Genomic DNA, 22202 nt, shown 5'->3' on the forward strand with positions numbered 1-22202 from the left:
TGCTGCGAAGTTGACACCTCTACATCTTCGCATTGCAGCCGATGTATCTCAGATTCTGGGACGGTTGACTCACCAAGTTTGCCGTTCGCGACTAGCGCCTCTACTGTCGAGTGCGTGAAACAGAATGAGTTGCTCGTAATCGACTGGCGCGTCGTCGCCTGAGTCGATAATTTTCAACTCACCAGATAACGACGCGCCACCCTCGCTCAGCAGATGCTGACGGGGGTTTTTTGTTGCCCGGAGCCAAATCAGAGGATTTCCCAGTGAGCGCACCAACAGCACGGCCTCAACCCACGCCGCGCAAGTCAGGGACACCGAGCCCGACTACCGCGGCTGCCGCATCGCAGACGGCTACCCGTCGCCAGCTCCCCCCGGAGCGGGTAACGGGCGCGCAGTCTGTCGTTCGCGCCCTCGAAGAGCTCGACGTCGACACGGTATTCGGCATCCCCGGCGGTGCAGTGTTGCCTGTGTACGACCCGCTCTTCGATTCGGTCAAGGTCCGTCACGTACTTGTGCGCCACGAGCAGGGCGCCGGCCATGCCGCGACCGGCTACGCGCAGGCCACCGGCAAGGTCGGCGTCTGCATGGCTACCTCGGGTCCCGGTGCAACCAACCTGGTCACGCCGCTGGCCGACGCTCAGATGGACTCCGTTCCGATCGTGGCCATCACCGGCCAGGTCGGTCGTAGCCTCATCGGCACCGACGCGTTCCAGGAAGCCGACATCTCCGGTATCACCATGCCGGTCACCAAGCACAACTTCCTGATCACCGACGGCATCGACATCCCGCGCATCATGGCCGAGGCGTTCTACCTCGCCTCGAGCGGTCGTCCCGGCGCAGTCCTGGTCGATATCCCCAAGGACATCCTCCAGGCCCAGACCACGTTCTCGTGGCCGCCGGAGATGCGTCTGCCCGGATACCGTCCGGTCACGAAGCCGCACGGCAAGCAGGTCCGCGAAGCTGCGCGTCTGATCGCCGACGCCAAGTCTCCCGTCCTGTACGTCGGTGGCGGCGTCATCAAGTCCGACTCCTCGGCTGAACTGCTCGAGCTGGCCGAACTGACCGGCATCCCCGTCGTGACCACACTGATGGCCCGCGGCGCGTTCCCGGACAGCCACGACCTGAACTGCGGTATGCCCGGCATGCACGGCACCGTTGCCGCCGTTGCCGCGCTGCAGAGAAGTGATCTGTTGATCACACTCGGCGCCCGCTTCGACGACCGCGTCACCGGTCAGCTGGATTCCTTTGCGCCCGACGCCAAGGTCATCCACGCCGACATCGACCCGGCCGAGATCGGGAAGAACCGCTACGCCGACGTCCCGATCGTGGGCGACTGCAAAGAGGTCATCACCGAACTCATCGAGGCCATCCGTGCCGACATGGCCACGGGCACCACGTTCGAACTCGCCGAATGGTGGGCGTACCTGAACGACATCCGTCGTACGTACCCGCTGAGCTACGACCGTCCGACCGATGGTCAGCTGAGCCCCGAGTTCGTCATCCAGTCCGTCGGCAAGCTCGCCGGACCTGACGCCATCTACTGCGCCGGCGTCGGCCAGCACCAGATGTGGGCCGCCCAGTTCGTCAACTACGAGAAGCCGCGTACGTGGCTCAACTCGGGCGGACTCGGCACCATGGGCTACGCGGTTCCCGCTGCCATGGGCGCCAAGATGGGCATGCCCGACACCGAGGTGTGGGCCATCGACGGCGACGGCTGCTTCCAGATGACCAATCAGGAACTGGCCACCTGCGCACTCGAAGGTATCCCGATCAAGGTTGCCCTCATCAACAACGGCAACCTCGGCATGGTCCGCCAGTGGCAGACGCTCTTCTACGACGAGCGTTACTCCAACACCAACCTCGGAACGCACGGCGCCATCCGCATCCCGGACTTCGTGAAGCTCGCAGAAGCCTTGGGCTGCCACGGAATTCGTGTCGAGCGTGAAGAGGACGTCGAAGCCGCGATCCGTGAGGCGCAGTCCATCAACGACAAGCCTGTCGTGATCGACTTCATCGTCACCGCCGACGCACAGGTGTGGCCGATGGTCGCCGCGGGAACCAGCAACGACGAGATCATGGCGGCCCGGGGAATCCGGCCGCTGTTCGACGACGACGAGGCCGCAGCCGAGCCCGCCGTCATCCATGAAGCCATGTCGCGCGAGCAAGCCGGACCCGCCGCGGGCACAGGGGAGGACAAGCAGTGAGCACCACCCACACCCTCAGCGTGCTCGTCGAGGACAAGCCAGGCGTGCTCGCTCGCGTCTCCGCCCTGTTCTCCCGTCGAGGATTCAACATCGAATCCCTCGCAGTCGGCGGCACCGAGATCCCCGAGATCTCTCGAATGACCATCGTCGTCACGGTCGACGAGTTCCCCCTCGAGCAGGTGACGAAGCAGCTCAACAAGCTGATCAACGTCATCAAGATCGTCGAGCAAGACGGTGATGCTTCCGTCGCTCGCGAGCTTGTGCTCATCAAGGTGCGCGCAGATGCAAGCGTGCGCACCCAGGTCATCGAAACGGTGAACCTGTTCCGCGCCAAGGTAATCGACGTCTCCCCGGAGTCCGTCACCATCGAGGCGACCGGTACCCGGTCCAAGCTGGATGCACTGCTGCGGATGCTTGATCCGTACGGTATCCGGGAGATCGTTCAGTCCGGGGTCGTGGCAGTCGGTCGAGGGCCGAAGTCGATCACGGCCACCCGCTAGTACTTTAGACACGTAATAATCCAAGGAGAGGTTGAGAACTGTGGCAGTCGAGATGTTCTACGACGACGATGCCGATCTGTCGATCATTCAGGGCCGCAAGGTTGCTGTGATCGGCTACGGAAGCCAGGGCCACGCCCATTCGCTGAGCCTGCGCGACTCGGGTGTCGAGGTCCGCATCGGCCTCAAAGAGGGCTCCAAGTCCCGCGACAAGGCTGAAGAAGCCGGCCTGACGGTCGGTACGCCGGCAGAGGTTTCCGAGTGGGCCGACGTCATCATGGTGCTCGCACCGGACACCGCTCAGGCAAGCATTTTCACCAATGACATCGAGCCCAACCTGAAGGACGGCGACGCGCTGTTCTTCGGTCACGGCCTGAACATTCACTTCGACCTGATCAAGGCTCCGGAGTTCGTCACCGTCGGCATGGTTGCCCCCAAGGGCCCCGGCCACCTGGTGCGTCGTCAGTTCGTCGACGGCAAGGGTGTTCCCGCGCTCATCGCCATCGACCAGGATCCCAAGGGTGAAGGCCAGGCTCTCGCTCTGTCCTACGCCAAGGGCATCGGTGGAACGCGCGCAGGCGTCATCAAGACCACGTTCAAGGAAGAGACCGAGACGGACCTCTTCGGCGAGCAGGCTGTGCTCTGCGGTGGCACCGAGGAACTGGTCAAGACCGGTTTCGAGGTCATGGTCGAGGCCGGCTATGCACCCGAGATGGCGTACTTCGAGGTTCTGCACGAGCTCAAGCTCATCGTCGACCTCATGTACGAAGGCGGCATCGCCCGCATGAACTACTCGGTGTCCGACACCGCTGAGTTCGGTGGCTACCTGTCCGGACCGCGCGTCATCGATGCAGGCACCAAGGAGCGCATGAAGGCGATCCTGGCCGACATCCAGTCCGGCGAGTTCACCCGTCGCCTGGTTGCCAACGTCGAGAACGGCAACACCGAACTCGAAGGCCTGCGCAAGGCCAACGCCGAGCACCCCATCGAGGTCACCGGCAAGAAGCTGCGCGACCTGATGAGCTGGGTCGATCGTCCGATCACCGAAACCGCGTAATTCGTAGTTTCAGCTTGTCTTCACTCCGGCCTGATGTCTGCTCCGGTCCAATTATCTTGGACCGGAGAGTCATTGGGCCGGAGGTCTTTGTCGGGCCGAACTGAGGTCCGACGCAATTCTCATTGAGAATTCGCCCGCAAAAGTGTCCACTATGTGGTATTGCCTACCGAGTTGTGGACGCCGAGACGGCGCGCACTAAACTACTGGGGGTTAAACCACCCCCACACCCACCTAATCAGGGAGTTTGCACGTGAGCCAGCCTGGCCGCCCCGTTGTTCTGATCGCAGACAAGCTCGCGCCATCCACAGTCGAGGCACTGGGCGACGGTGTGGAGGTGCGTTGGGTCGACGGACCCGACCGCGCTGCCCTGCTCGCAGCTGTGCCCGAGGCCGACGCGATTCTTGTTCGCTCCGCCACCACCGTCGACGCCGAGGTTCTGGCTGCAGGCACCAAGCTGAAGATCATCGGCCGCGCCGGTGTCGGCCTGGACAATGTCGAGATCCCCGCAGCCACCGAGCGCGGCGTGATGGTCGTCAACGCACCGACCTCCAACATCCACTCGGCAGCCGAGCACGCAGTTGCACTGCTCATGTCGACCGCTCGCCAGATCCCCGCCGCAGACAAGACCCTGCGCGAAAGCACCTGGAAGCGAAGCAAGTTCAACGGTGTCGAGATCCTCGGCAAGACCGTCGGCGTTGTCGGCCTCGGCCGCATCGGCCAGCTGTTCGCGCAGCGTCTCGCCGCTTTCGAAACCACCATCATCGCGTACGACCCCTACTTGCCTGCAGCTCGCGCAGCGCAGCTCGGCATCGAACTGGTCAGCATCGACGAGCTCGTCGAGCGTGCGGACTTCATCTCCGTGCACCTGCCCAAGACCAAGGAAACGGCCGGCCTGATCAACGCCGAGCGTCTCTCCCGCGCCAAGGACGGCGTCATCATCGTCAACGCCGCTCGCGGTGGCCTGATCGACGAAGACGCGCTGTACGACGCTCTGGTCTCCGGCAAGGTTCGCGGCGCCGGCCTCGACGTTTTCAGCACCGAACCGTGCACCGATTCCAAGCTGTTCGAGCTCGACAACGTCGTCGTCACCCCGCACCTCGGCGCATCGACGTCCGAAGCTCAGGACCGTGCCGGCATCGACGTCGCCAAGAGCGTTCTCCTGGCTCTGGCCGGCGACTTCGTTCCCGAAGCCGTCAACGTCTCCGGTGGCCCGGTCGGCGAAGAAGTTGCTCCGTGGCTCGAGCTCGTCCGTAAGTTGGGTCTCCTCGCTGCGACGCTGTCTCCCGAAGCTGTTCAGACGGTTCAGGTTGTCGCCTCCGGTGAACTGTCCGCCGAAACCGTCGACATCCTCGGCCTCGCTGCCCTGCGCGGCGTGTTCTCCGCCAGCAGCGACGAAGCAGTCACGTTCGTCAACGCTCCGGCGCTCGCCGAACAGCGCGGCGTCACTGTGTCCGTCGAAAAGCACTCCGAGGCACTCGCTCACCGCAGCGCCGTCGAGGTTCGCGCGGTTGCCGCTGACGGCACCGTCACGTCCGTCACGGGCGCACTCACCGGTCTGCAGCAGGTCGAGAAGATCGTCAACATCAACGGCCGCAGCTTCGACCTGCGCGCCGAGGGCCACAACATCGTTGTTCACTACAACGATCGTCCGGGCGTTCTCGGTGTCCTCGGTACCGTTCTCGGTAACGCCGGCACCGACATCCTGGCCGCAGCATTGAGCCAGGACGCCGAAGGCGAAGGCGCAACGGCCATCCTGCGCGTCGACAAGGTTGTCGCCGACGCCGATGTCGAGGCAATCGTCTCGCAGCTCGACGCTCGCGTCGCCCAGGTCGACCTTTCCTGATTGTTTTCACTGTGCGCCTTTATCAACCGCCGGCGGTTAATAAAGGCGCACAGTTCTACCGAATGAGGATTCAATGAAGCTTGCGGTCATTCCCGGTGACGGAATCGGTGTCGAGGTAACAGCTGAAGCACTCAAGGTGCTCGGCAAGTTGGTCCCCGATCTGGAAACCACCGAATACGATCTCGGTGCCCGTCGCTACAACGCCACCGGTGAACTGCTGCCTGCAGACGAGCTGGACCAGATCCGTCAGCACGACGCAATCCTGTTGGGCGCCATCGGCGATCCGCGGATCGTTGCGCCGGGCATCCTCGAGCGCGGTTTGCTGCTGAACATGCGCTTTCAGCTCGATCATCACGTCAATCTTCGTCCGGCGCAGCTGTACCCGGGCGCCACGTCACCGCTCGCGGCGCAGCCCGAGATCGACTTCGTCGTGGTTCGTGAAGGCACCGAGGGCCCGTACACCGGAAACGGTGGAGCCATCCGCGTCGGCACCGATCACGAGATCGCGACCGAGGTGTCGATCAACACCTGGTTCGGCGCAGAGCGTGTTGTTCGTTACGCATTCGCGTTGGCGCAGACGCGTTCCAAGCACCTCACGCTGATTCACAAGACCAACGTGCTCTCCAATGCCGGAGCGATTTGGACGCGTGCGATCGAGACCGTCGGAGCGGAGTTCCCGGACGTCGAGACGGCGTACTGCCACATCGACGCTGCCACCATCTACATGGTGACCGACCCGTCGCGCTTCGACGTCATCGTGACGGACAACCTGTTCGGTGACATCATCACCGACCTCGCCGGCGCAGTGACCGGCGGAATCGGTTTGGCCGCAAGTGGAAACATCGATGCGTCCGGCACCAACCCGTCGATGTTCGAGCCCGTGCACGGCAGTGCCCCGGACATCGCCGGTAAGGGAATCGCAGATCCCACCGCCGCGATTCTCTCGGCCGCACTGCTTCTTCGCCATCTCGGCCGTGAGGACGACGCCGCTCGCGTCGAGGCTGTGGTCGCTGCCGACCTGGCTACCCGCGGCGACGGTCCGATCGTCACCACCGAGATCGGTGACCGGATCACTGCCGCTCTGTAATCAACACTGCACGGACTCTGACGCGCGTGGGCCTTACGGCTTGCGCGCGTCAGTCGTTTCCGGCACCCCGATAGACTTGCGCGCATGCGTCTTGGTCGAATTGCCAGTCCCGATGGTGTTGCGTTTGTCAGTATCGAAGGTGAAGAGGATGCCCTCGTTGCCAAGGAAATTGCCGAGCACCCGTTCGGGAACCCCACCTTTACCGGCCGTAGTTGGCCACTAGCCGATGTGCGCCTGTTGGCGCCGATCCTTGCCAGCAAGGTGATCTGCATCGGCAAGAACTATGCGGCTCATGCTGCCGAGATGGGCGGCGAGGCACCGGCAGATCCGGTGATCTTCCTCAAGCCGAACACGTCCATCGTCGGCCCGGGTGCGCCTATTGTCCTGCCGCCCAGTTCAACCGAAGTTCACTACGAGGGCGAACTCGCGATCGTCATCGGTCAGCCCTGCAAGGATGTTCCGGCAGCAAAGGCGCTCAGCGTCGTGCTCGGGTACACCGTCGCCAACGACGTCTCTGCCCGAGATCATCAGCGTCACGACGGTCAGTGGACCCGCGCGAAGGGGCACGACACGTTCTGCCCGTTGGGGCCCTGGATCGAGACGGCCCTGGATCCGTCCGACGTCGACATCAAGACCGAGGTCAACGGAGCGGTCAAGCAGGACAGCAGCACGGCTTTCCTGCTGCACGACGTCCCGAAGATCATCGAGTGGGTCTCGGCAGTGATGACCTTGCTGCCGGGTGACGTCATCCTCACCGGTACGCCCGAAGGCGTCGGCCCGATCGTTGCCGGCGATTCCGTCTCGGTGACGGTGTCCGGTATCGGCACGCTCACGAACCCGGTGATTGCAAAGCGCTGACCACCAGGTTCGGCCGGGGCCTCATCCTTTCGGATGGGGCCCCATTTTTCTTTTTCCCGGTGATAGCTGGACGGTCGCCTGCGCTGTTTTGTCGAGCGGAACGACAATATGACGGATGTCGCAATTATGGTCGTATTCAGCCATTTGTTTGAGACGGACGGCAAGTGGTTATGCGCAAACAGCTGCCTGCGCCTTTCGAAAATAGGATTAATACGCAAATTGGGCCAAAGCTCCCATTTGATAACCCTAAGTTTGCCAATGTAACGATGATCCGTATTCTGTCGATATCCGGTGTGATGCCGGTGGGGTATTGATGAGTTTTCGGAAATTGGAGGCTGTGGCACATGGGGGCCTTTACTGCGTACCGGCGCACTCGGTCGACCGAGCTGAGTGAGTCTGCAGCGCCGAAGTGGCGTGACAAGAAGCGCTACCTGTGGCCATTGGGTCTGCTGGTGCCGCTCAGTCCGTTCGCGGCGTGGTTCCTGGTGGAGAAGCTGACTCTGGGTCTGTTCTGGGCAGTCGGAGCCTGGCTGATCGTCATTGTGATTCCGCTCGTCGATCTACTCGCCGGTGAGGACGGGAACAGCCCCCCGGACGAGAAGATTCCGGAGCTGCAGGCTGATCGTTACTACCGCTGGTGCACGTACCTGTTTCTCCCGTTGCAGTACATAGGCCTCGTGTTTGCCTGCTGGTGCTGGGTGAACTCGCCGATGGCGTCGGGGGAGAAGTTCGCGCTGGCGATGACAGTCGGAGTGGTAGCCGGCGTCGGTATCAACGCGGCGCACGAAATGGGCCACAAGAGTGAGAAGCTCGAGAAGTGGTTGGCCAAAATCGCGCTGGCGCAGTCCTTCTACGGCCACTTTTTTGTCGAACACAACCACGGTCACCACGTGCGAGTGGCAACTCCGGAAGATCCCGCCAGCTCGCGGTATCGAGAGAACTTCTGGTTCTTCCTGCCGCGGAGCGTCATCGGGGGACTGCGTTCGGGCTGGCAGATCGAGCGTGCCCGCCTCGCGCGTGCAGGTGTGAGTACATGGAGTTACAAGAACAACATCCTCAATGCGTGGGCGATGAGTGTGGTGTTGTTCGGCTCGCTCATCGCGGTGTTCGGCTGGGAGATCGCACCGTGGCTCGCGGTGCAGGCAATCGCCGGATTCACCTTCCTCGAAACGGCCAACTACCTCGAGCATTACGGGTTGCTGCGCGCCAAGCGTGACGACGGAACGTATGTACGCTGCTCGCCCGAGGACAGCTGGAACAGCGATCACGTCGTGAGCAATCTGTTCCTCTATCAGCTGCAGCGCCACAGCGATCACCACGCCAATCCGCGGTTGCGCTACCAAAGCCTTCGTAGTGCCGCCGACGCACCGCAGTTGCCGGCCGGATACGCGGTCATGATCGTCTGTGCGTGGGTCCCGCCACTGTGGCGTTCGATCATGGACAAGCGACTTCTCGCGTACTACGACGGCGATATGAACCGGATAAACGTGCTGCCTGGGCGCTGACGGTTGGCGCGCTCACCACTTTCAGGGAAAACGAAGAGCCGGCGGGACTAATCTGTAGTACGACCATCCATCATCGCCGAGCCAAGTGAGCCATGACCAACAGCGAAGTACGCGTCCGTTTCTGTCCGTCACCCACCGGAACCCCGCACGTGGGTTTGGTGCGCACCGCCCTGTTCAACTGGGCGTTCGCACGACATCACGGTGGAACCTTCGTGTTCCGCATCGAAGACACCGATGCTCAACGGGACAGCGAAGAGTCTTATCAGGCGATCCTCGACGCCCTGCGCTGGCTGGGTCTGACGTGGGACGAGGGCCCGGAGGTCGGGGGGCCGCACGCGCCGTACCGTCAGTCCGAGCGTCGTGATCTCCATCTCGATGTTGTTGCGAAGCTGCTGGCAGCCGGAGAAGCGTACGAGTCGTATTCGACCAACGAAGAGGTGGAAGCGCGCCACAAGGCAGCCGGACGCGACCCGAAGCTCGGCTACGACAATTTCGATCGGGATCTCACCGACGAGCAGCGTGTGGCGTACATCGCCGACGGACGTAAGCCGGTAGTGCGCCTTCGGATGCCTGATCACGACCTGACGTGGAACGACCTCGTTCGCGGCGAGACCACGTTCAAGGCCGGAACGGTGCCGGACTTCGCGTTGACACGCGGCAACGGCATTCCTCTCTACACCCTGGTCAATCCCGTCGACGATGCGCTGATGAAGATCACGCACGTCCTGCGCGGCGAGGATCTCCTCTCGTCCACGCCGAGGCAGTTGGCTCTGTACGAGGCGATGATCCGGATCGGTGTTGCGGACTTCACGCCGTCCTTCGGTCACCTTCCGTTCGTGATGGGCCAGGGCAACAAGAAGCTCTCCAAGCGTGACCCCGAATCCAACCTGTTCATTCACCGTGACCGCGGGTTCATCCCCGAGGGACTGCTGAACTACTTGGCTCTGCTCGGCTGGAGCATTGCGGACGATCACGACGTGTTCTCGCTCGACGAGATGGTCGCGGCGTTCGACATTTCCAAGGTCAATTCCAACCCGGCGCGGTTCGACCAGAAGAAGGCAGACGCGATCAACGCCGAGCACATTCGTTTGCTCGAGCCGGCGGACTTCGCGTCGCGCCTGAAGTCGTTCCTGGTGGAACACGGCCATATCAGCGCCGACGTGGACGAAGCGACGTTCACCGTTGCTGCAGAGCTCGTGCAGACCCGCATCGTCGTTCTGTCCGACGCGTGGGATCTGCTGAAGTTCCTGTTCGTCGACGAGGCGTCGTTTGCTCTCGATCCCGCTGCTGCGGCCAAGAACCTGAAGGAAGACGCGGGTCCGGTTCTGGACGCGTCGCTTGCAGCGCTCGACGCCACGTCGGAGTGGACGGCAGCAAGTATCGAGGAAGCCCTCAAGAAGGCTCTCATCGAGGATCTGGAGCTCAAGCCGCGTAAGGCCTTCGCTCCGGTGCGGGTGGCAATTACGGGCTCTCACATCAGCCCTCCGCTGTACGAGTCGATGGAATTGCTCGGTCGCGATGTCTCACTCGCCCGGTTGCGGGCCGGTAGGGCAGCGGTAACCGCTTAGTTTGGGTGCTCGCCGGCCGAAAATGAAGCAAAAAGGTGCCGTGACCATACGATTTGGTATTTGGGGCAGGGGTACTGGTAATCTTCTTTTCGGCCGGAGACGAGCCGCCAAGCATTACAGCGACGCGGAGCGAGCAAGGCCGAGCAAGACCTTTGGGGTATGGTGTAATTGGCAACACAGCGGTTTCTGGTACCGCCATTCTAGGTTCGAGTCCTGGTACCCCAGCGAAAATCCGGTCGATTTTGCAGCCGGACTCAGACAAGCTAAGCTTGCTGAGCTTCCAGAGAACAGCCCGAAAGGGAAGTTCTTGAAGTGCAAAGAATAGAACATGCATAAAGCGTGTCCTGGCCCCGTCGTCTAGCGGCCTAGGACGCCGCCCTCTCAAGGCGGTAGCGCGGGTTCGAATCCCGTCGGGGCTACAAAAGAAAGACCCTCCGATCATCTGATCGGAGGGTCTTTTTCTTATGTCTGCGATCAGATGACAAGTCGCGAATCAAAACAATCGCCCCGAAAACAAATCACCCCAGTCGAAATCGACTGGGGTGATTGTCATCTCATCTTCACTAACGCGGCTGTACTATCCGCTCTTGCGGCGGAATTCGCGTTTGTGATCAGCGGCACCATGAGTGCTGTGGACCTTCGACTGACCGTCACGATGATCGGCTGCAGCAGCGTTGCTGTGGTTCTTACGCTCGAGTGCTTCGCGGAACTTGCGCTTGTTGGCCTCCGCCGGTGTTTCCGATTCAGACGCTGTTTCGGATTCCGGCTTGGTGCTGTCCTGCTCGCTCATCTGTGTGCTCCTTGGATGTCGGTCCTGTGGTCAAGCTACGCCTTCAGCGGCGGGAGCTGTAGTCCCGGACAGCGGCATCGCCGGCATTCCGAGCTTGCGATGGTCCCAGGACCGTGTGCGATCGGGGACGAATCGCACTGCGACACGTTTGTGGAGCATGGCGTCGACCGCAGGCCGGAGATCGTCGGAGTACGGCCCGGTGTATCGCTCCCAGACGCTGATTCCGACCGCGAACAAGGCCTCGGGGTCGTCGACTATTTCTCCGACACCTTCCATCGATACTCCGCGGAGCGCGTCGTACGTGAGACCGTCCTCGATCAAGACCGACATCCGCGAGTCGCGTCGCAGGTTCACAGCTTTCTGCGATTTGGCTTTGGTCTCGAACCAGATCTCGCCATCCACGATCGCAAACCACATGGCGATGAGGTGCGGCATGCCGTCCGCACTCAGTGTGGCCATCGTTGCGGTACGGCTCTTTTCGACGAAGTCCGAGATTTCGGACTCGGTCATCGTGATCTGGCTGCGTTGTTTCCCGGTCATGACGGCAGTGATCTCCTCGGCTGCGGGTGCTCTTGAAGTTCTTACTGTGGCACGGATTACATGATTACGTGTCTGATTTACAAGCGCTTGTGCAGTGCTTCTGCGGCCGCGAGAAGGTCGGCTGCCCACCGGGCACCCGGGCGCCGACCCATCCGGTCGATCGGTCCGGATACCGAAATCGCCGCCACAACAGTGCCGGAGCTGTCCCGCACCGGTGCCGCCACACTGGCAACGCCGGGTTCTCGTTCGGCCGCACTCTGGGCCCAGCCACGACGACGAACTTCGAGAAGGACGCGCTCGCCGAAGGTCGCGTCGGCGAGAACCGCGCGCTGAGTCTGCGGATCTGCCCATGCGAGAAGAACCTTGGCACCCGACCCGGCGTTCATCGGCAGGCGCGCGCCGACCAGGACGGTATCGCGCAGGCCCGTCGGCGGTTCCATCGATGCGACGCAGACGCGTGCGGTGCCTTCGCGTCGGTACAGCTGCACGCTCTCGCCGGTGATCTCGCGCAAGCGGGGGAGGATGAGCCCCGCCGCGGCGATCAGAGGATCATTGGCAGTGGCAGCCAATTCGGCGAGGCCGGGGCCGGGGCACCACAGGCCGTCGGAGTCGCGGGCGAGAAGTCGATGGACCTCGAGGCCGACGGCAAGACGGTGTGCGGTGGCTCTTGGCAGGCCTGTGCGCGCACAGAGTTCGGACAGGCTGCACGGTTCTTCGGCTACTGCATGAAGCACGCCCATTGCTTTGTCCAGCACGCCGATGCCGCTATGCTGTCTCATAGGTCGATACCAGATTCTCGCATAGTGGGATAGTAGCGCATGATCTTCGAGAGGTCAGCAACATCCACTTTCCGAGAGTTTGATGCGCAGCATGAGAACTGTTGGGCGGTCGGACTTACATTTCACGCGCGGCGGGCCAGCCCGTAGTTCGTCGACGCGAGGCTACGTACAGAGGTGGAAGACATGGCACAGAAAGCACGCACTCTCGCCGAGAAGGTGTGGGACGACCACGTAGTGGTGAAAGGTGAGGGCCAGAGTCCCGACCTGATCTACATCGATCTCCACCTCGTCCACGAAGTGACGAGCCCGCAGGCATTCGACGGATTGCGGTTGGCCGGCCGGAAGTTGCGCCGTCCTGATCTGACGATCGCCACCGAAGATCACAACGTCCCGACGGTCGACATCGACAAGCCGATCGCCGATCCCGTCTCCAAGACCCAGGTCGACACCCTGCGCCGAAATTGTGAAGAATTCGGAGTTCGCTTGCACCGCATGGGCGATCTGGATCAGGGCATCGTGCATGTCGTGGGCCCACAGCTCGGACTGACGCAGCCGGGAACCACCGTCGTGTGCGGCGACTCGCATACCTCGACCCACGGCGCTTTCGGTGCTCTCGCAATGGGAATCGGCACCAGCGAGGTCGAGCATGTGATGGCAACGCAGACACTGTCCTTGCGCCCCTTCAAGACAATGGCGATCACGGTCGACGGCGAATTGCCGCCAGGCGTCACGAGCAAGGATCTGATTCTTGCCGTCATCGCCAAGATCGGCACCGGCGGTGGCCAGGGATATGTCCTCGAGTACCGCGGCGAGGCGATCCGGAAACTGTCGATGGAAGCGCGGATGACCATCTGCAACATGTCGATCGAGGCCGGCGCCCGCGCCGGCATGATCGCCCCGGACGAGATCACGTACGAGTTCATCAAGGGGCGTCCGCACGCTCCGACCGGCGCGGATTGGGATGCCGCCGTGGCTGCGTGGGAACTGCTGAAGACCGACGACGGAGCGGAATTCGACAACGAAGTCCACATCGACGCCAGCGCTCTGACGCCTTTTGTCACGTGGGGAACCAACCCGGGACAGGGTGCGCCGCTCGGTGACCGCGTTCCGAATCCGGAAGAAATCGTCGAAGAGAACGAACGTCAAGCGGCCGAGAAGGCGCTCACCTACATGGGACTCGACGCCGGCATGCCGTTGCGCGATGTCTCGGTCGACACGGTCTTCGTCGGTTCGTGCACCAACGGGCGCATCGAGGATCTGCGTGAGGTTGCCGGCGTTCTCGAGGGTCGCCATGTCGCAGAAGGTGTTCGGATGCTCATCGTTCCCGGCTCGATGCGGGTGCGCGCGCAGGCCGAAAGTGAAGGCCTGGGCGACATCTTTGTCGCCGCGGGAGCTGAGTGGCGACAGGCCGGTTGCTCGATGTGCCTGGGTATGAACCCGGACCAGCTGGCGCCAGGCGAACGTTCGGCCTCGACGTCCAACCGGAATTTCGAAGGCCGCCAAGGTAAAGGCGGGCGGACGCACCTGGTTTCTCCGCTCGTCGCCGCAGCCACCGCCGTCCGTGGAACGTTGTCGGCACCGTCCGATCTGGTCTGACGCACTTATTACTCGAGGAGATTTTTGATGGAATCCTTTAGCACGCACAAGGGAATCGGCGTACCGCTGCGCCGCTCGAACGTCGACACCGACCAGATCATCCCGGCCGTTTATCTGAAGCGGGTGACGCGCACCGGGTTCGAGGACGGACTGTTCGCCGGCTGGCGCACCGATCCGAACTTCATCCTCAACCACGCGCCGTACGACAAAGGCAGCGTCCTGGTTGCCGGCCCGGATTTCGGTACGGGCTCGTCGCGAGAGCATGCCGTTTGGGCGCTATCCGACTTCGGTTTTCGCGTTGTGATCGCGTCGCGCTTCGCAGATATCTTCCGCGGCAACGCCGGAAAAGCGGGCCTGCTGGCCGCGCAGGTGGAGCAGAGCGACGTCGAACTGCTGTGGAAGTTGCTCGAAGAACAGCCCGGACTCGAATTGACAGTCGATCTCGAGAATCGGACAGTGAGCGCCGGAACAACGGTGGTGCCCTTTAGCATTGACGACTACACGAGGTGGCGTCTGCTCGAAGGTCTCGACGACATCGGACTGACATTGCGCCAGGTAGAGGCGATTTCGGAGTTCGAAAAGTCAAGGCCGTCATGGAAACCGACTACCCTCCCGGCCCAAATTTCCCAGGGCTGAACGGATATCGGGGATAGCGGGCAAGAAGAGAAATAGGTCACGATTTCGGGGCTACGTTGATTGAGAATTGGCGTGGCACATAGACTCTTGCCGTTATCAGGTTTACCGTAGTTCTCAGTCGGTCCTACGGTGGACCATTATTTGCGGAGGAATTTCAATGAACAAGGCAGAGCTCATCGATGTTCTGACTGAGAAGCTGGGTTCGGACAGGCGCACAGCAACCGATGCAGTGGAGCACGTCGTGGACACCATCGTCCGCGCCGTCCACCGTGGCGAGAGCGTGACCATCACCGGCTTCGGTGTCTTCGAGCAGCGTCGTCGTGCGGCACGTGTCGCACGTAACCCGCGTACGGGCGAGACCGTCAAGGTCAAGCCGACGTCGGTTCCGGCTTTCCGTCCGGGCGCACAGTTCAAGGCGGTTATTGCTGGCGGCCAGAAGCTTCCGGCCAGCGGCCCGGCAGTCAAGCGCGGCGTAGCAGCACCGGCCACCAAGGCAGCAGCCAAGAAGGCAGCAGCCAAGAAGGCAGCAGCAAAGAAGACGGCAGCAAAGAAGGCTCCGGCCAAGACTGCAGCCAAGAAGACGGTTGCCGCCAAGGCTCCCGCCAAGAAGGCTCCGGCCAAGACTGCAGCCAAGAAGACGGTTGCCGCGAAGGCTCCCGCCAAGAAGGCTCCGGCCAAGACTGCAGCCAAGAAGACGGTTGCCGCCAAGGCTCCCGCCAAGAAGGCTCCGGCCAAGAAGGCTCCGGCCAAGAAGGCTCCGGCCAAGCGCGCTTCCAAGTAGTCTCGTTCGGGCGAAAAGCCTGACGCTGGAAAGCAAGCAGTAAAAGCAAGAGGCCCAGTTGCGATGACGATCGCAACTGGGCCTCTTGCTTTGTTTTCAGAACTCTTTACGCATTGGCGACTTTCGGGAGCGGGCTGTCGAGATGATCAGCCGCAATCAGTCGGTCGCCCACAAGCGAGAGCACCCAGGTGCTGGCCTTGCGGTTGCGCGCTGAGGGCAGTGTTACACCGGCTGATTCGCTCCACCAGGCCATCAGATCCGGAATGACGCCTCCTTGGCTGCAGATGACCGGTGTGCCGCCTGCAGACGCAATCTCCAGTACCCGCGCACGGGCAGCCGCTGGATCTTCCGCGTAGCCCTCTTCGCTCAGAAGGGGTTCGATCCCGATCTCTACTCCGAGAGCCTCGGCGAGTGGCATCACAGTTTCGATGCAGCGAGTGCGGTCGGCGGAATAGACGGTGTCCGCACCGAAGATGCGTAGCTGCTCGACTAAGGCTGCGGCCTGTTCCTTGCCTTTGGCTTCGAGCGGGCGGAGCGTGTCGTCGCCCTTGTACCGCTTACGACTTCCCGCCTTTGCATGGCGGACCAGCAGCACGGTGCGCGTATCAGGTGGTACGGAGACAAAGCGGCGCAGGATCATCCGATCCATCGGATACGAGAGATGGTCAGGGACTTCGTCGATCGGAAGCCAGTGCAGAACGTCCACTTCGCTGTTCGGACCAAAATCTCCGTCGACGGCTTCTGCGGCCCAATATTCGACCCGCTTCAGTTTGCGGTGTCCAGGAACCGGATAGGTGACACCGCCGAGGTGACGACCGAAGCGGCCGGTGATGGACGTTTCTTCCTGGACTTCACGAACGGCGGCTGTCAGGAACGTTTCACCCGGATCGAGTTTTCCTTTGGGAAAAGACCAGTCGTCGTATTTAGGGCGGTGAACAACGGCGATTTCGACGGCCTCCGGATTATCAGGAGCCTTTCGCCATAACACCGCGCCGGCGGCAAAGATATTCGCTTTGACAGGTTTGTCAGCCATGGCAGCGACCGTCAGGATCCGCTGGACGTGCGACTGCGCATCAACGAATGCTGATGCTCGCGTACATCCTCGCCGTGTTCGGGGGAGGCAACCCAACTTCCGTCGGGATGGAGTACCCAGCACCGGGTGCGCGGGTCGAGCGCGGAATCGAAGATGTCGGCCAACTGCTTCGCCAACTTGGGATCCGTCACCTGAACCATCACCTCCACTCGGCGATCGAGGTTGCGGTGCATCATGTCTGCGCTGCCGATCCAGAATTCGTCGGCTGCCCGGAAATGGAACATGCGTGAATGCTCGAGGAATCGTCCGAGAATGGAACGGACTTCGATGTTGTCGCTCAGTCCCGGTACACCGGGTTTGAGCGCGCAAATTCCGCGAACCACGATCTCCACGGGCACGCCGGCTTTGGATGCCCGGTACAGCGCGTCGATAACCTGTTCGTCGACAAGTGCATTGGCCTTCATGCGGATGGCAGCATCACGCCCGGCCAACTTGTGTTCGATCTCGGCTTCGATCCGTTCCACGATTCCGCGGCGCACACCGTAAGGGGCGACCAACAGGTTGCGATAGTTGGTCTTGCGCGAGTAACCGGTCAACGAGTTGAAGAGGTCCGTGAGGTCGGCGCCGACCTCCGGTGCGGCTGTGAACAATCCGACGTCCTCGTACAACCGTGCAGTCTTGGGGTTGTAGTTGCCGGTTCCGATGTGGCAGTACCGCCGGATGGTCGAGCCTTCACGCCGAACCACGAGGCACGTTTTGCAATGAGTCTTGAGTCCGACCAGGCCGTACACGACGTGCACTCCGGCCTGTTCGAGCTTGCGAGCCCACTTGATGTTTGCCTGCTCGTCGAAGCGAGCCTTGATCTCCACAAGGGCGACAACTTGTTTGCCGGCTTCTGCGGCGTCGATGAGTGCGTTGACGATCGGCGAATCACCGGAGGTTCGGTAGAGGGTTTGTTTGATCGCAAGAACCTGCGGGTCGGCAGCCGCTTGCTCGATGAACCGCTGAACGCTCGTGGAGAACGAGTCGTACGGATGATGGACGAGTACATCACCGTCACGCAGAGTGGAGAACACGCTCTTGGGTGTTTCGCGTTCACCGAATGCCGGGTGCGTCGCCGGAACGAAGGGTGCGTCCTTGAGCGCCGGACGGTCGACGGCGTAAACCTGCCAGAGGCAGGACAAGTCGAGCAGGCCGGAAACCTCGATGACGTCGGCGGGGTCGACGTCGAGTTCACGAAGCAGCAAGTCGAGCATGTGTTCGGTCATGTCGTCGGCAACTTCGAGTCGGACCGGTGATCCGAAACGGCGACGGGCCAGTTCGCGCTCCAACGCCTGCAGGAGATCCTCGTCGCGATCCTCTTCGACCTCGAAATCGGCGTTGCGTGTGATGCGGAAGGCGTGGTGCTCCACGATTTCCATTCCGGGGAACAGGACGTCGAGGTGCGCCGAGATCAGTTCTTCCAACGGGATGAACGAGTCGATCGACGACGTGGTGCTCTTGACCCGAACGAAGCGGCCGACGTTGTCAGGAACCTTTACCCGGGCGAAGTGCTCGCCACCCGTCAGGGAATCCTTCACCGTCACTGCGAGGTTGAGACTTAGCCCGCTGATGTACGGGAACGGGTGCGCGTGGTCGACGGCAAGTGGAGTGAGAACGGGGAACACCTGTTCGGTGAAATGCACCGAGAGGCGCTCGTGATCGTTGTCGCTGAGGTCGGACCACCGAACGATCGAGATTCCTTCTGCGGCTAGGGCCGGGCGAACGGAATCGAGAAAGACGTGTGCGTGCTTGTCTGCGAGTTCCTGTGTCCGCTGCGCGATGAGAGCCAACTGTTCGCGCGGGGAGAGTCCGTCGGCAGAACGGACGGACAGACCGGTTTCGTCGCGGCGCTTGAGTCCGGCAACACGAACCATGAAGAACTCGTCGAGGTTGGACGCGAAGATAGCGAGGAACTTTGCGCGTTCGAGGAGGGGGAGTGACTCGTCAGCCGCCAACGCGAGAACGCGGGCATTGAAGTCGAGCCAGCTGAGTTCGCGGTTGAGATAACGGTCTTCGGGTAAGCCACCGAGGAGGACCGCGGGAATGGCCTTCGTGGCTGCCGGCGGCGCACTCGGTATGTGGGTGGGCGATCCACTGGCCGGTGGTCGCACCGAAGGCTGCGGTGTCGAAGGCTGCTGCCCGTCACCGGTTTTTACCGTGTTGTTCTCGCCAACTTCTGGGGAGGTTGTCTCTGTCTTGTTTGCGGACTTGCGGTGCTCGAGTGCTTCGCCGTTGCTCACGTGTCGATCATCCCCCACAATTGCGCGCTTCGACAATCGATGATCGAAAAAGGTCAATGCGTGTTGGTTGTGGCGCGATGGAACCGCGTCAACGACGCGAGAGTTGCCGGGCCGACGCCGAGCGCGCGAGCAGTGTCGAGATCCGTTGCGGTGTCGACGTCGGTTCTCAGTCCCGGCCATTCTCCGTTGAGTTGCCGGGCGCCGGAATCCGTGTGGCCGCGCGCGGATTCGGGGCCGAATCGTGGATCGAGCGGGAGGTCGGGATCGCACGAGAACAGTGCTGCGGTGCCGGTTCCGTGGTGATCGACAACGATGGAACGGCCGCCGGAGCGGGCAGCACTGAGGGCTTCGAGCAGTTCGGCCGGTTGCAACGACGGAAGATCCGCTTGGATGACAACAAGATCCACCGTGCCGTGTTCGGCGCGGATGTGGGTGGCTGCTGCGTCGAGGGCAGAGTTCAGTGAATCCTCGGTGGACCTACTTGAATTCGTGGACCTACTCGAATCGGGATCGGCGTACACGTTCACTCCCGCGGCGTACGCGAGTGCGGCGACGGTCGGATCCGGAGTCACCACGGTGACGCCGTCGATGGCAGGCACACCCGTAACCGTGGCGAGAGTGTCGTGAAGCATCGCGAGAACAAGATCGGCACGGGCGTCGACGTCGAGTTCGGCGGCCAGCCTGGACTTCGCGGATCGGAGGTCTTTCACCGCGACGATGGCATGCATCGGGCGCGGATGTTCCGATCTGGTTGCGCTCGGCCTCGCACTGGTCATCCTTCGATCTTGCCAGTCGGTTGCCACCATGTCTGTCTCTGCCTGCCTCACCGGGGCGTCTGCCGACCCGAGTTCGGTCCGGGCGATAGTCTGTGCAGGCGATTTCATTGCCGGGTCGCAACACAACCGGCGTCCTGGCGAACGTCACGATGGGTAGACGAGGTGACTGTGTGAGTAAGGCAGCAGTATTGGGTGCAGGCTCATGGGGAACGGCGTTGGCGAAGGTCATGGCCGAGGCCGGCACCGAGGTGACGATGTGGGCGCGCCGCAAGGAAGTCGCCGACCGGATCAACGCGACGCACGAGAACAGTGACTACCTGCCTGGTATCGCGTTGCCCGAGTCGATTCGTGCGACGGATCGCCACGAGGAGGCGATGGACGGAGCAGACTTCGTCGTTCTGGCCGTCCCGTCGCAGTCACTTCGAGGGAACCTCGAGCAGTGGAAGGATTCGATAGGTCCGAACGCGACTCTCCTGAGCCTGGCCAAGGGCATCGAAACCGGCACCTTGATGCGGATGAGTCAGGTGATCGTGTCGGTCACCGGCGTCGAACCCAGTCGTGTCGCCGTGCTGTCCGGTCCCAATCTCGCGCGTGAGATCGCCAGCCGTCAACCGGCCGCGACCGTCATCGCCTGCACTGATTCCTCGCGGGCATTGGCTCTTCAAGATGCTTGTGCCACAGGATATTTCAGGCCGTACACCAACTCCGACATCATCGGCTGTGAAATCGGCGGTGCCTGCAAGAACGTGATCGCCTTGGCGTGCGGAATGGCGGCAGGTAGTGGATTCGGCGACAACACGGTCGCGAGCATCATCACGCGCGGACTGGCCGAGACGATCCGGCTCGGCGTTGCGCTCGGCGGACAGGCATCCACGTTCTCGGGGCTGGCCGGCGTCGGCGATCTTGTTGCCACTTGCACGTCGGAGCTGTCACGAAACCGGACGTTCGGTGAGCGCTTGGGGCGTGGCGGTTCCATGGAGTCGGCGCAGCAGGCCACCAACGGTCAGGTAGCCGAGGGCGTGAAATCGTGCACGTCCGTGCGCGCACTTGCCGCCGGATACGACGTCGAGATGCCGTTGACCGATGCCGTTCATCGCGTGTGCCACGAAGGAATCGCGGTCAGTGAGGCGATAGGCCAACTGCTCGGCCGGCGGACCAAACCGGAATGACGCCCGTCGACGGCTACGGCGATTCCACCCGGTGTGTAAGCAGCGTCGGGAGTTCGCACGCACCTGGTCAACCCATGCAGCTGGGGCCGGTATTCGCTGCGCCGTACCAGCTTTCGGAAGTCGAGGGTAGCGAGAGCGACACCTATGCCCGTGCCTCGAATCCAGGTTGGCGCGGACTGGAGGCTGCGCTCGGCACACTGGAAGGCGCGGATCACACCGTTGTCACCGGGTCCGGGATGTCCGCCGTCACGGTGACGTTGCGCAGCCTGCTTCAGTCGGGCGATACCGTCGTCGTTCCGTCGGACGGTTACTACCAGGTGCGACGCTACGCCCAAGAAGCTCTGGCCCTGCTGGGAATCGGCGTTCGCGAGGTGTCGACGGCCGGAATGGGTGATCCGAGTTTTGCGGATCTGCTGGCGGGGCTGCCGGGACGCGTTGTCGTGGTCGCCGAGACACCGTCCAACCCGACACTCGACGTCGTCGATCTTCGGACGTTGGCACTGCAGTGCCACCGCGTCGGAGCAATCCTCGTGGTGGACAACACGACCCCAACTCCGCTCGGTCAACGTCCGCTGGAACTGGGGGCGGACGTCGTGGTGGCCAGCGGAACGAAAGCCCTGAGCGGGCACAGTGATCTGTTGATGGGCTACATCGCCACGTCCGAGCAGGATATCGCCGCGAAGGTCGAGCGTGAGCGTCTGCTGTCCGGGACGGTGCTCGGTCCGTTCGAGACGTGGCTTGCGCATCGCAGTCTCGGAACGGCTGGGCTGCGATTCGGCCGCCACTGTGACAATGCGCAGGCGCTTGCCGACATGGTGTCCGGGCATCCGGCTGTCAGGTCCGTCCGTTATCCGGGGCTGCGAACCGATCCGTCGCACGCCATCGCGTCGGAGCAGATGCATAGGTTCGGCGGTCTGGTGAGCATCGAATTGGAATCCGCAGCGGCCTTCCATTCCTTTGTCGCGGCAAGTGAACTTGTCACTTCCGCGACCAGTTTCGGCGGCATCCACACCACCGCCGACCGCCGGGCTCGGTGGGGAGATCAGGTCAGTGAAGGGTTTGTCCGGATCTCGTGCGGCATCGAGGACACAGTGGATTTGTTGGCGGATGTCGAGCGCGCCCTGGGCGGACTGACACCCAGTCGGTAATTTATCCACTGCCCGATCGCGTGCCGAAGTCGATTCGACGGTACGGTTTGACG

At 62.2% G+C, this 22202-nt stretch carries 19 protein-coding genes and 2 tRNA genes; 15 read left to right on the plus strand and 6 right to left on the minus strand.

Annotated elements, in window-relative coordinates; translation table 11 throughout:
- Positions 1-263 precede the first annotated feature (263 nt).
- The 10 genes from ACFRFQ_RS18205 to ACFRFQ_RS18250 all read left to right on the plus strand — a co-directional run bounded on the left by ACFRFQ_RS18205 (position 264) and on the right by ACFRFQ_RS18250 (position 11038).
- Entirely contained in the window at positions 264-2204 is a 1941-nt protein-coding gene (locus tag ACFRFQ_RS18205; protein WP_378660375.1) for an acetolactate synthase large subunit, read from the plus strand.
- The gene (ilvN, locus tag ACFRFQ_RS18210) at positions 2201-2704 is read left to right on the plus strand and encodes an acetolactate synthase small subunit (protein WP_033236588.1); all 504 of its coding nucleotides are present in this window, start codon (positions 2201-2203) and stop codon (positions 2702-2704) included. The genes ACFRFQ_RS18205 and ilvN overlap by 4 nt, the downstream gene beginning before the upstream one ends.
- Positions 2705-2756: 52 nt before the next feature.
- Positions 2757-3758: a ketol-acid reductoisomerase gene (gene ilvC, locus ACFRFQ_RS18215; protein WP_172937779.1), complete on the plus strand. Its 1002-nt coding sequence runs from the start codon at positions 2757-2759 to the stop codon at positions 3756-3758.
- A 250-nt stretch (positions 3759-4008) separates the two neighbouring features.
- On the plus strand, positions 4009-5601 hold the full coding sequence (gene serA / locus ACFRFQ_RS18220; RefSeq protein ID WP_378660378.1) for a phosphoglycerate dehydrogenase: 1593 nt from the start codon (positions 4009-4011) through the stop codon (positions 5599-5601).
- A 73-nt stretch (positions 5602-5674) separates the two neighbouring features.
- Positions 5675-6688 carry a 3-isopropylmalate dehydrogenase gene (locus ACFRFQ_RS18225; protein ID WP_138872985.1) on the plus strand — a complete coding sequence of 338 codons (1014 nt, stop codon included), beginning with the start codon at positions 5675-5677 and terminating at the stop codon, positions 6686-6688.
- Between the two features lie 84 nt (positions 6689-6772).
- Complete coding sequence (locus ACFRFQ_RS18230) at positions 6773-7546, plus strand: fumarylacetoacetate hydrolase family protein (RefSeq protein WP_138872986.1); 774 nt, start codon at positions 6773-6775, stop codon at positions 7544-7546.
- A 344-nt stretch (positions 7547-7890) separates the two neighbouring features.
- On the plus strand, positions 7891-9051 hold the full coding sequence (locus ACFRFQ_RS18235; RefSeq protein WP_378660381.1) for an alkane 1-monooxygenase: 1161 nt from the start codon (positions 7891-7893) through the stop codon (positions 9049-9051).
- Between the two features lie 92 nt (positions 9052-9143).
- Complete coding sequence (gene gltX / locus ACFRFQ_RS18240) at positions 9144-10619, plus strand: glutamate--tRNA ligase (protein ID WP_378660382.1); 1476 nt, start codon at positions 9144-9146, stop codon at positions 10617-10619.
- 153 nt (positions 10620-10772) lie between these two features.
- Positions 10773-10844 (plus strand) — tRNA-Gln (locus ACFRFQ_RS18245).
- 121 nt (positions 10845-10965) lie between these two features.
- Positions 10966-11038: transfer RNA gene (locus ACFRFQ_RS18250), tRNA-Glu, on the plus strand.
- 158 nt (positions 11039-11196) lie between these two features.
- Here the strand turns inward: ACFRFQ_RS18250 and ACFRFQ_RS18255 are convergent.
- From ACFRFQ_RS18255 to ACFRFQ_RS18265, 3 genes are all read right to left on the minus strand, one after another.
- Positions 11197-11409 carry a DUF5302 domain-containing protein gene (locus ACFRFQ_RS18255; RefSeq protein ID WP_378660385.1) on the minus strand — a complete coding sequence of 71 codons (213 nt, stop codon included), beginning with the start codon at positions 11407-11409 and terminating at the stop codon, positions 11197-11199.
- A 30-nt stretch (positions 11410-11439) separates the two neighbouring features.
- Complete coding sequence (locus tag ACFRFQ_RS18260; protein ID WP_378660388.1) at positions 11440-11949, minus strand: pyridoxamine 5'-phosphate oxidase family protein; 510 nt, start codon at positions 11947-11949, stop codon at positions 11440-11442.
- Between the two features lie 77 nt (positions 11950-12026).
- Entirely contained in the window at positions 12027-12728 is a 702-nt protein-coding gene (locus tag ACFRFQ_RS18265; RefSeq protein WP_033236580.1) for an IclR family transcriptional regulator, read from the minus strand.
- A gap of 174 nt (positions 12729-12902) precedes the next feature.
- Between ACFRFQ_RS18265 and leuC the strand changes: the two genes are divergently transcribed.
- The 3 genes from leuC (at position 12903) to ACFRFQ_RS18280 (ending at position 15741) form a co-directional block, all read left to right on the plus strand.
- Positions 12903-14324 carry a 3-isopropylmalate dehydratase large subunit gene (leuC, locus tag ACFRFQ_RS18270; protein ID WP_378660391.1) on the plus strand — a complete coding sequence of 474 codons (1422 nt, stop codon included), beginning with the start codon at positions 12903-12905 and terminating at the stop codon, positions 14322-14324.
- A gap of 27 nt (positions 14325-14351) precedes the next feature.
- Positions 14352-14960 (plus strand): 3-isopropylmalate dehydratase small subunit, encoded by a 609-nt coding sequence (gene leuD, locus ACFRFQ_RS18275; protein WP_033236578.1) that lies wholly within the window; start codon positions 14352-14354, stop codon positions 14958-14960.
- Between the two features lie 157 nt (positions 14961-15117).
- Positions 15118-15741 carry an HU family DNA-binding protein gene (locus tag ACFRFQ_RS18280; protein ID WP_378660394.1) on the plus strand — a complete coding sequence of 208 codons (624 nt, stop codon included), beginning with the start codon at positions 15118-15120 and terminating at the stop codon, positions 15739-15741.
- Positions 15742-15847: 106 nt separating this feature from the next.
- Here ACFRFQ_RS18280 and ACFRFQ_RS18285 read toward each other — a convergent pair whose 3' ends face one another.
- From ACFRFQ_RS18285 to cofC, 3 genes are all read right to left on the minus strand, one after another.
- Complete coding sequence (locus ACFRFQ_RS18285) at positions 15848-16774, minus strand: NUDIX domain-containing protein (RefSeq protein WP_378660397.1); 927 nt, start codon at positions 16772-16774, stop codon at positions 15848-15850.
- 11 nt (positions 16775-16785) lie between these two features.
- Positions 16786-18927: an RNA degradosome polyphosphate kinase gene (locus tag ACFRFQ_RS18290; RefSeq protein ID WP_378660633.1), complete on the minus strand. Its 2142-nt coding sequence runs from the start codon at positions 18925-18927 to the stop codon at positions 16786-16788.
- Positions 18928-19109: 182 nt separating this feature from the next.
- Positions 19110-19832, minus strand: a complete 723-nt coding sequence (gene cofC, locus ACFRFQ_RS18295; RefSeq protein WP_378660400.1) for a 2-phospho-L-lactate guanylyltransferase — start codon at positions 19830-19832, stop codon at positions 19110-19112.
- Positions 19833-20002: 170 nt separating this feature from the next.
- On the opposite strand from cofC, the gene ACFRFQ_RS18300 reads away from it, so the two are divergent.
- Together ACFRFQ_RS18300 and ACFRFQ_RS18305 are read left to right on the plus strand one after the other, a co-directional pair.
- Positions 20003-21001 carry an NAD(P)H-dependent glycerol-3-phosphate dehydrogenase gene (locus tag ACFRFQ_RS18300; RefSeq protein WP_378660403.1) on the plus strand — a complete coding sequence of 333 codons (999 nt, stop codon included), beginning with the start codon at positions 20003-20005 and terminating at the stop codon, positions 20999-21001.
- A complete protein-coding gene (locus ACFRFQ_RS18305) occupies positions 20998-22149 on the plus strand; it encodes a cystathionine gamma-lyase (RefSeq protein WP_378660406.1) in 1152 nt (383 codons plus the stop codon). The genes ACFRFQ_RS18300 and ACFRFQ_RS18305 overlap by 4 nt, the downstream gene beginning before the upstream one ends.
- The last annotated feature ends 53 nt before the right edge of the window (positions 22150-22202 follow it).

Source organism: Rhodococcus sp. NPDC056743 (assembly GCF_042790355.1).
Taxonomy (GTDB): Bacteria; Actinomycetota; Actinomycetes; order Mycobacteriales; family Mycobacteriaceae; genus Rhodococcus_F.

What these genes read in the sequence shown, in the direction of transcription:
- ilvC (WP_172937779.1), top strand. Translation starts at nt 2,757, where the DNA reads ATGTTCTACGACGACGATGCCGATCTGTCGATCATTCAGGGCCGCAAG.
- ACFRFQ_RS18225 (WP_138872985.1), top strand. Translation starts at nt 5,675, where the DNA reads ATGAAGCTTGCGGTCATTCCCGGTGACGGAATCGGTGTCGAGGTAACA.
- ACFRFQ_RS18230 (WP_138872986.1), top strand. Translation starts at nt 6,773, where the DNA reads ATGCGTCTTGGTCGAATTGCCAGTCCCGATGGTGTTGCGTTTGTCAGT.
- ACFRFQ_RS18235 (WP_378660381.1), top strand. Translation starts at nt 7,891, where the DNA reads ATGGGGGCCTTTACTGCGTACCGGCGCACTCGGTCGACCGAGCTGAGT.
- gltX (WP_378660382.1), top strand. Translation starts at nt 9,144, where the DNA reads ATGACCAACAGCGAAGTACGCGTCCGTTTCTGTCCGTCACCCACCGGA.
- ACFRFQ_RS18255 (WP_378660385.1), bottom strand. Translation starts at nt 11,409, where the DNA reads ATGAGCGAGCAGGACAGCACCAAGCCGGAATCCGAAACAGCGTCTGAA.
- ACFRFQ_RS18260 (WP_378660388.1), bottom strand. Translation starts at nt 11,949, where the DNA reads ATGACCGGGAAACAACGCAGCCAGATCACGATGACCGAGTCCGAAATC.
- ACFRFQ_RS18265 (WP_033236580.1), bottom strand. Translation starts at nt 12,728, where the DNA reads ATGAGACAGCATAGCGGCATCGGCGTGCTGGACAAAGCAATGGGCGTG.
- leuD (WP_033236578.1), top strand. Translation starts at nt 14,352, where the DNA reads ATGGAATCCTTTAGCACGCACAAGGGAATCGGCGTACCGCTGCGCCGC.
- ACFRFQ_RS18280 (WP_378660394.1), top strand. Translation starts at nt 15,118, where the DNA reads ATGAACAAGGCAGAGCTCATCGATGTTCTGACTGAGAAGCTGGGTTCG.
- ACFRFQ_RS18285 (WP_378660397.1), bottom strand. Translation starts at nt 16,774, where the DNA reads ATGGCTGACAAACCTGTCAAAGCGAATATCTTTGCCGCCGGCGCGGTG.
- cofC (WP_378660400.1), bottom strand. Translation starts at nt 19,832, where the DNA reads ATGACCAGTGCGAGGCCGAGCGCAACCAGATCGGAACATCCGCGCCCG.
- ACFRFQ_RS18305 (WP_378660406.1), top strand. Translation starts at nt 20,998, where the DNA reads ATGACGCCCGTCGACGGCTACGGCGATTCCACCCGGTGTGTAAGCAGC.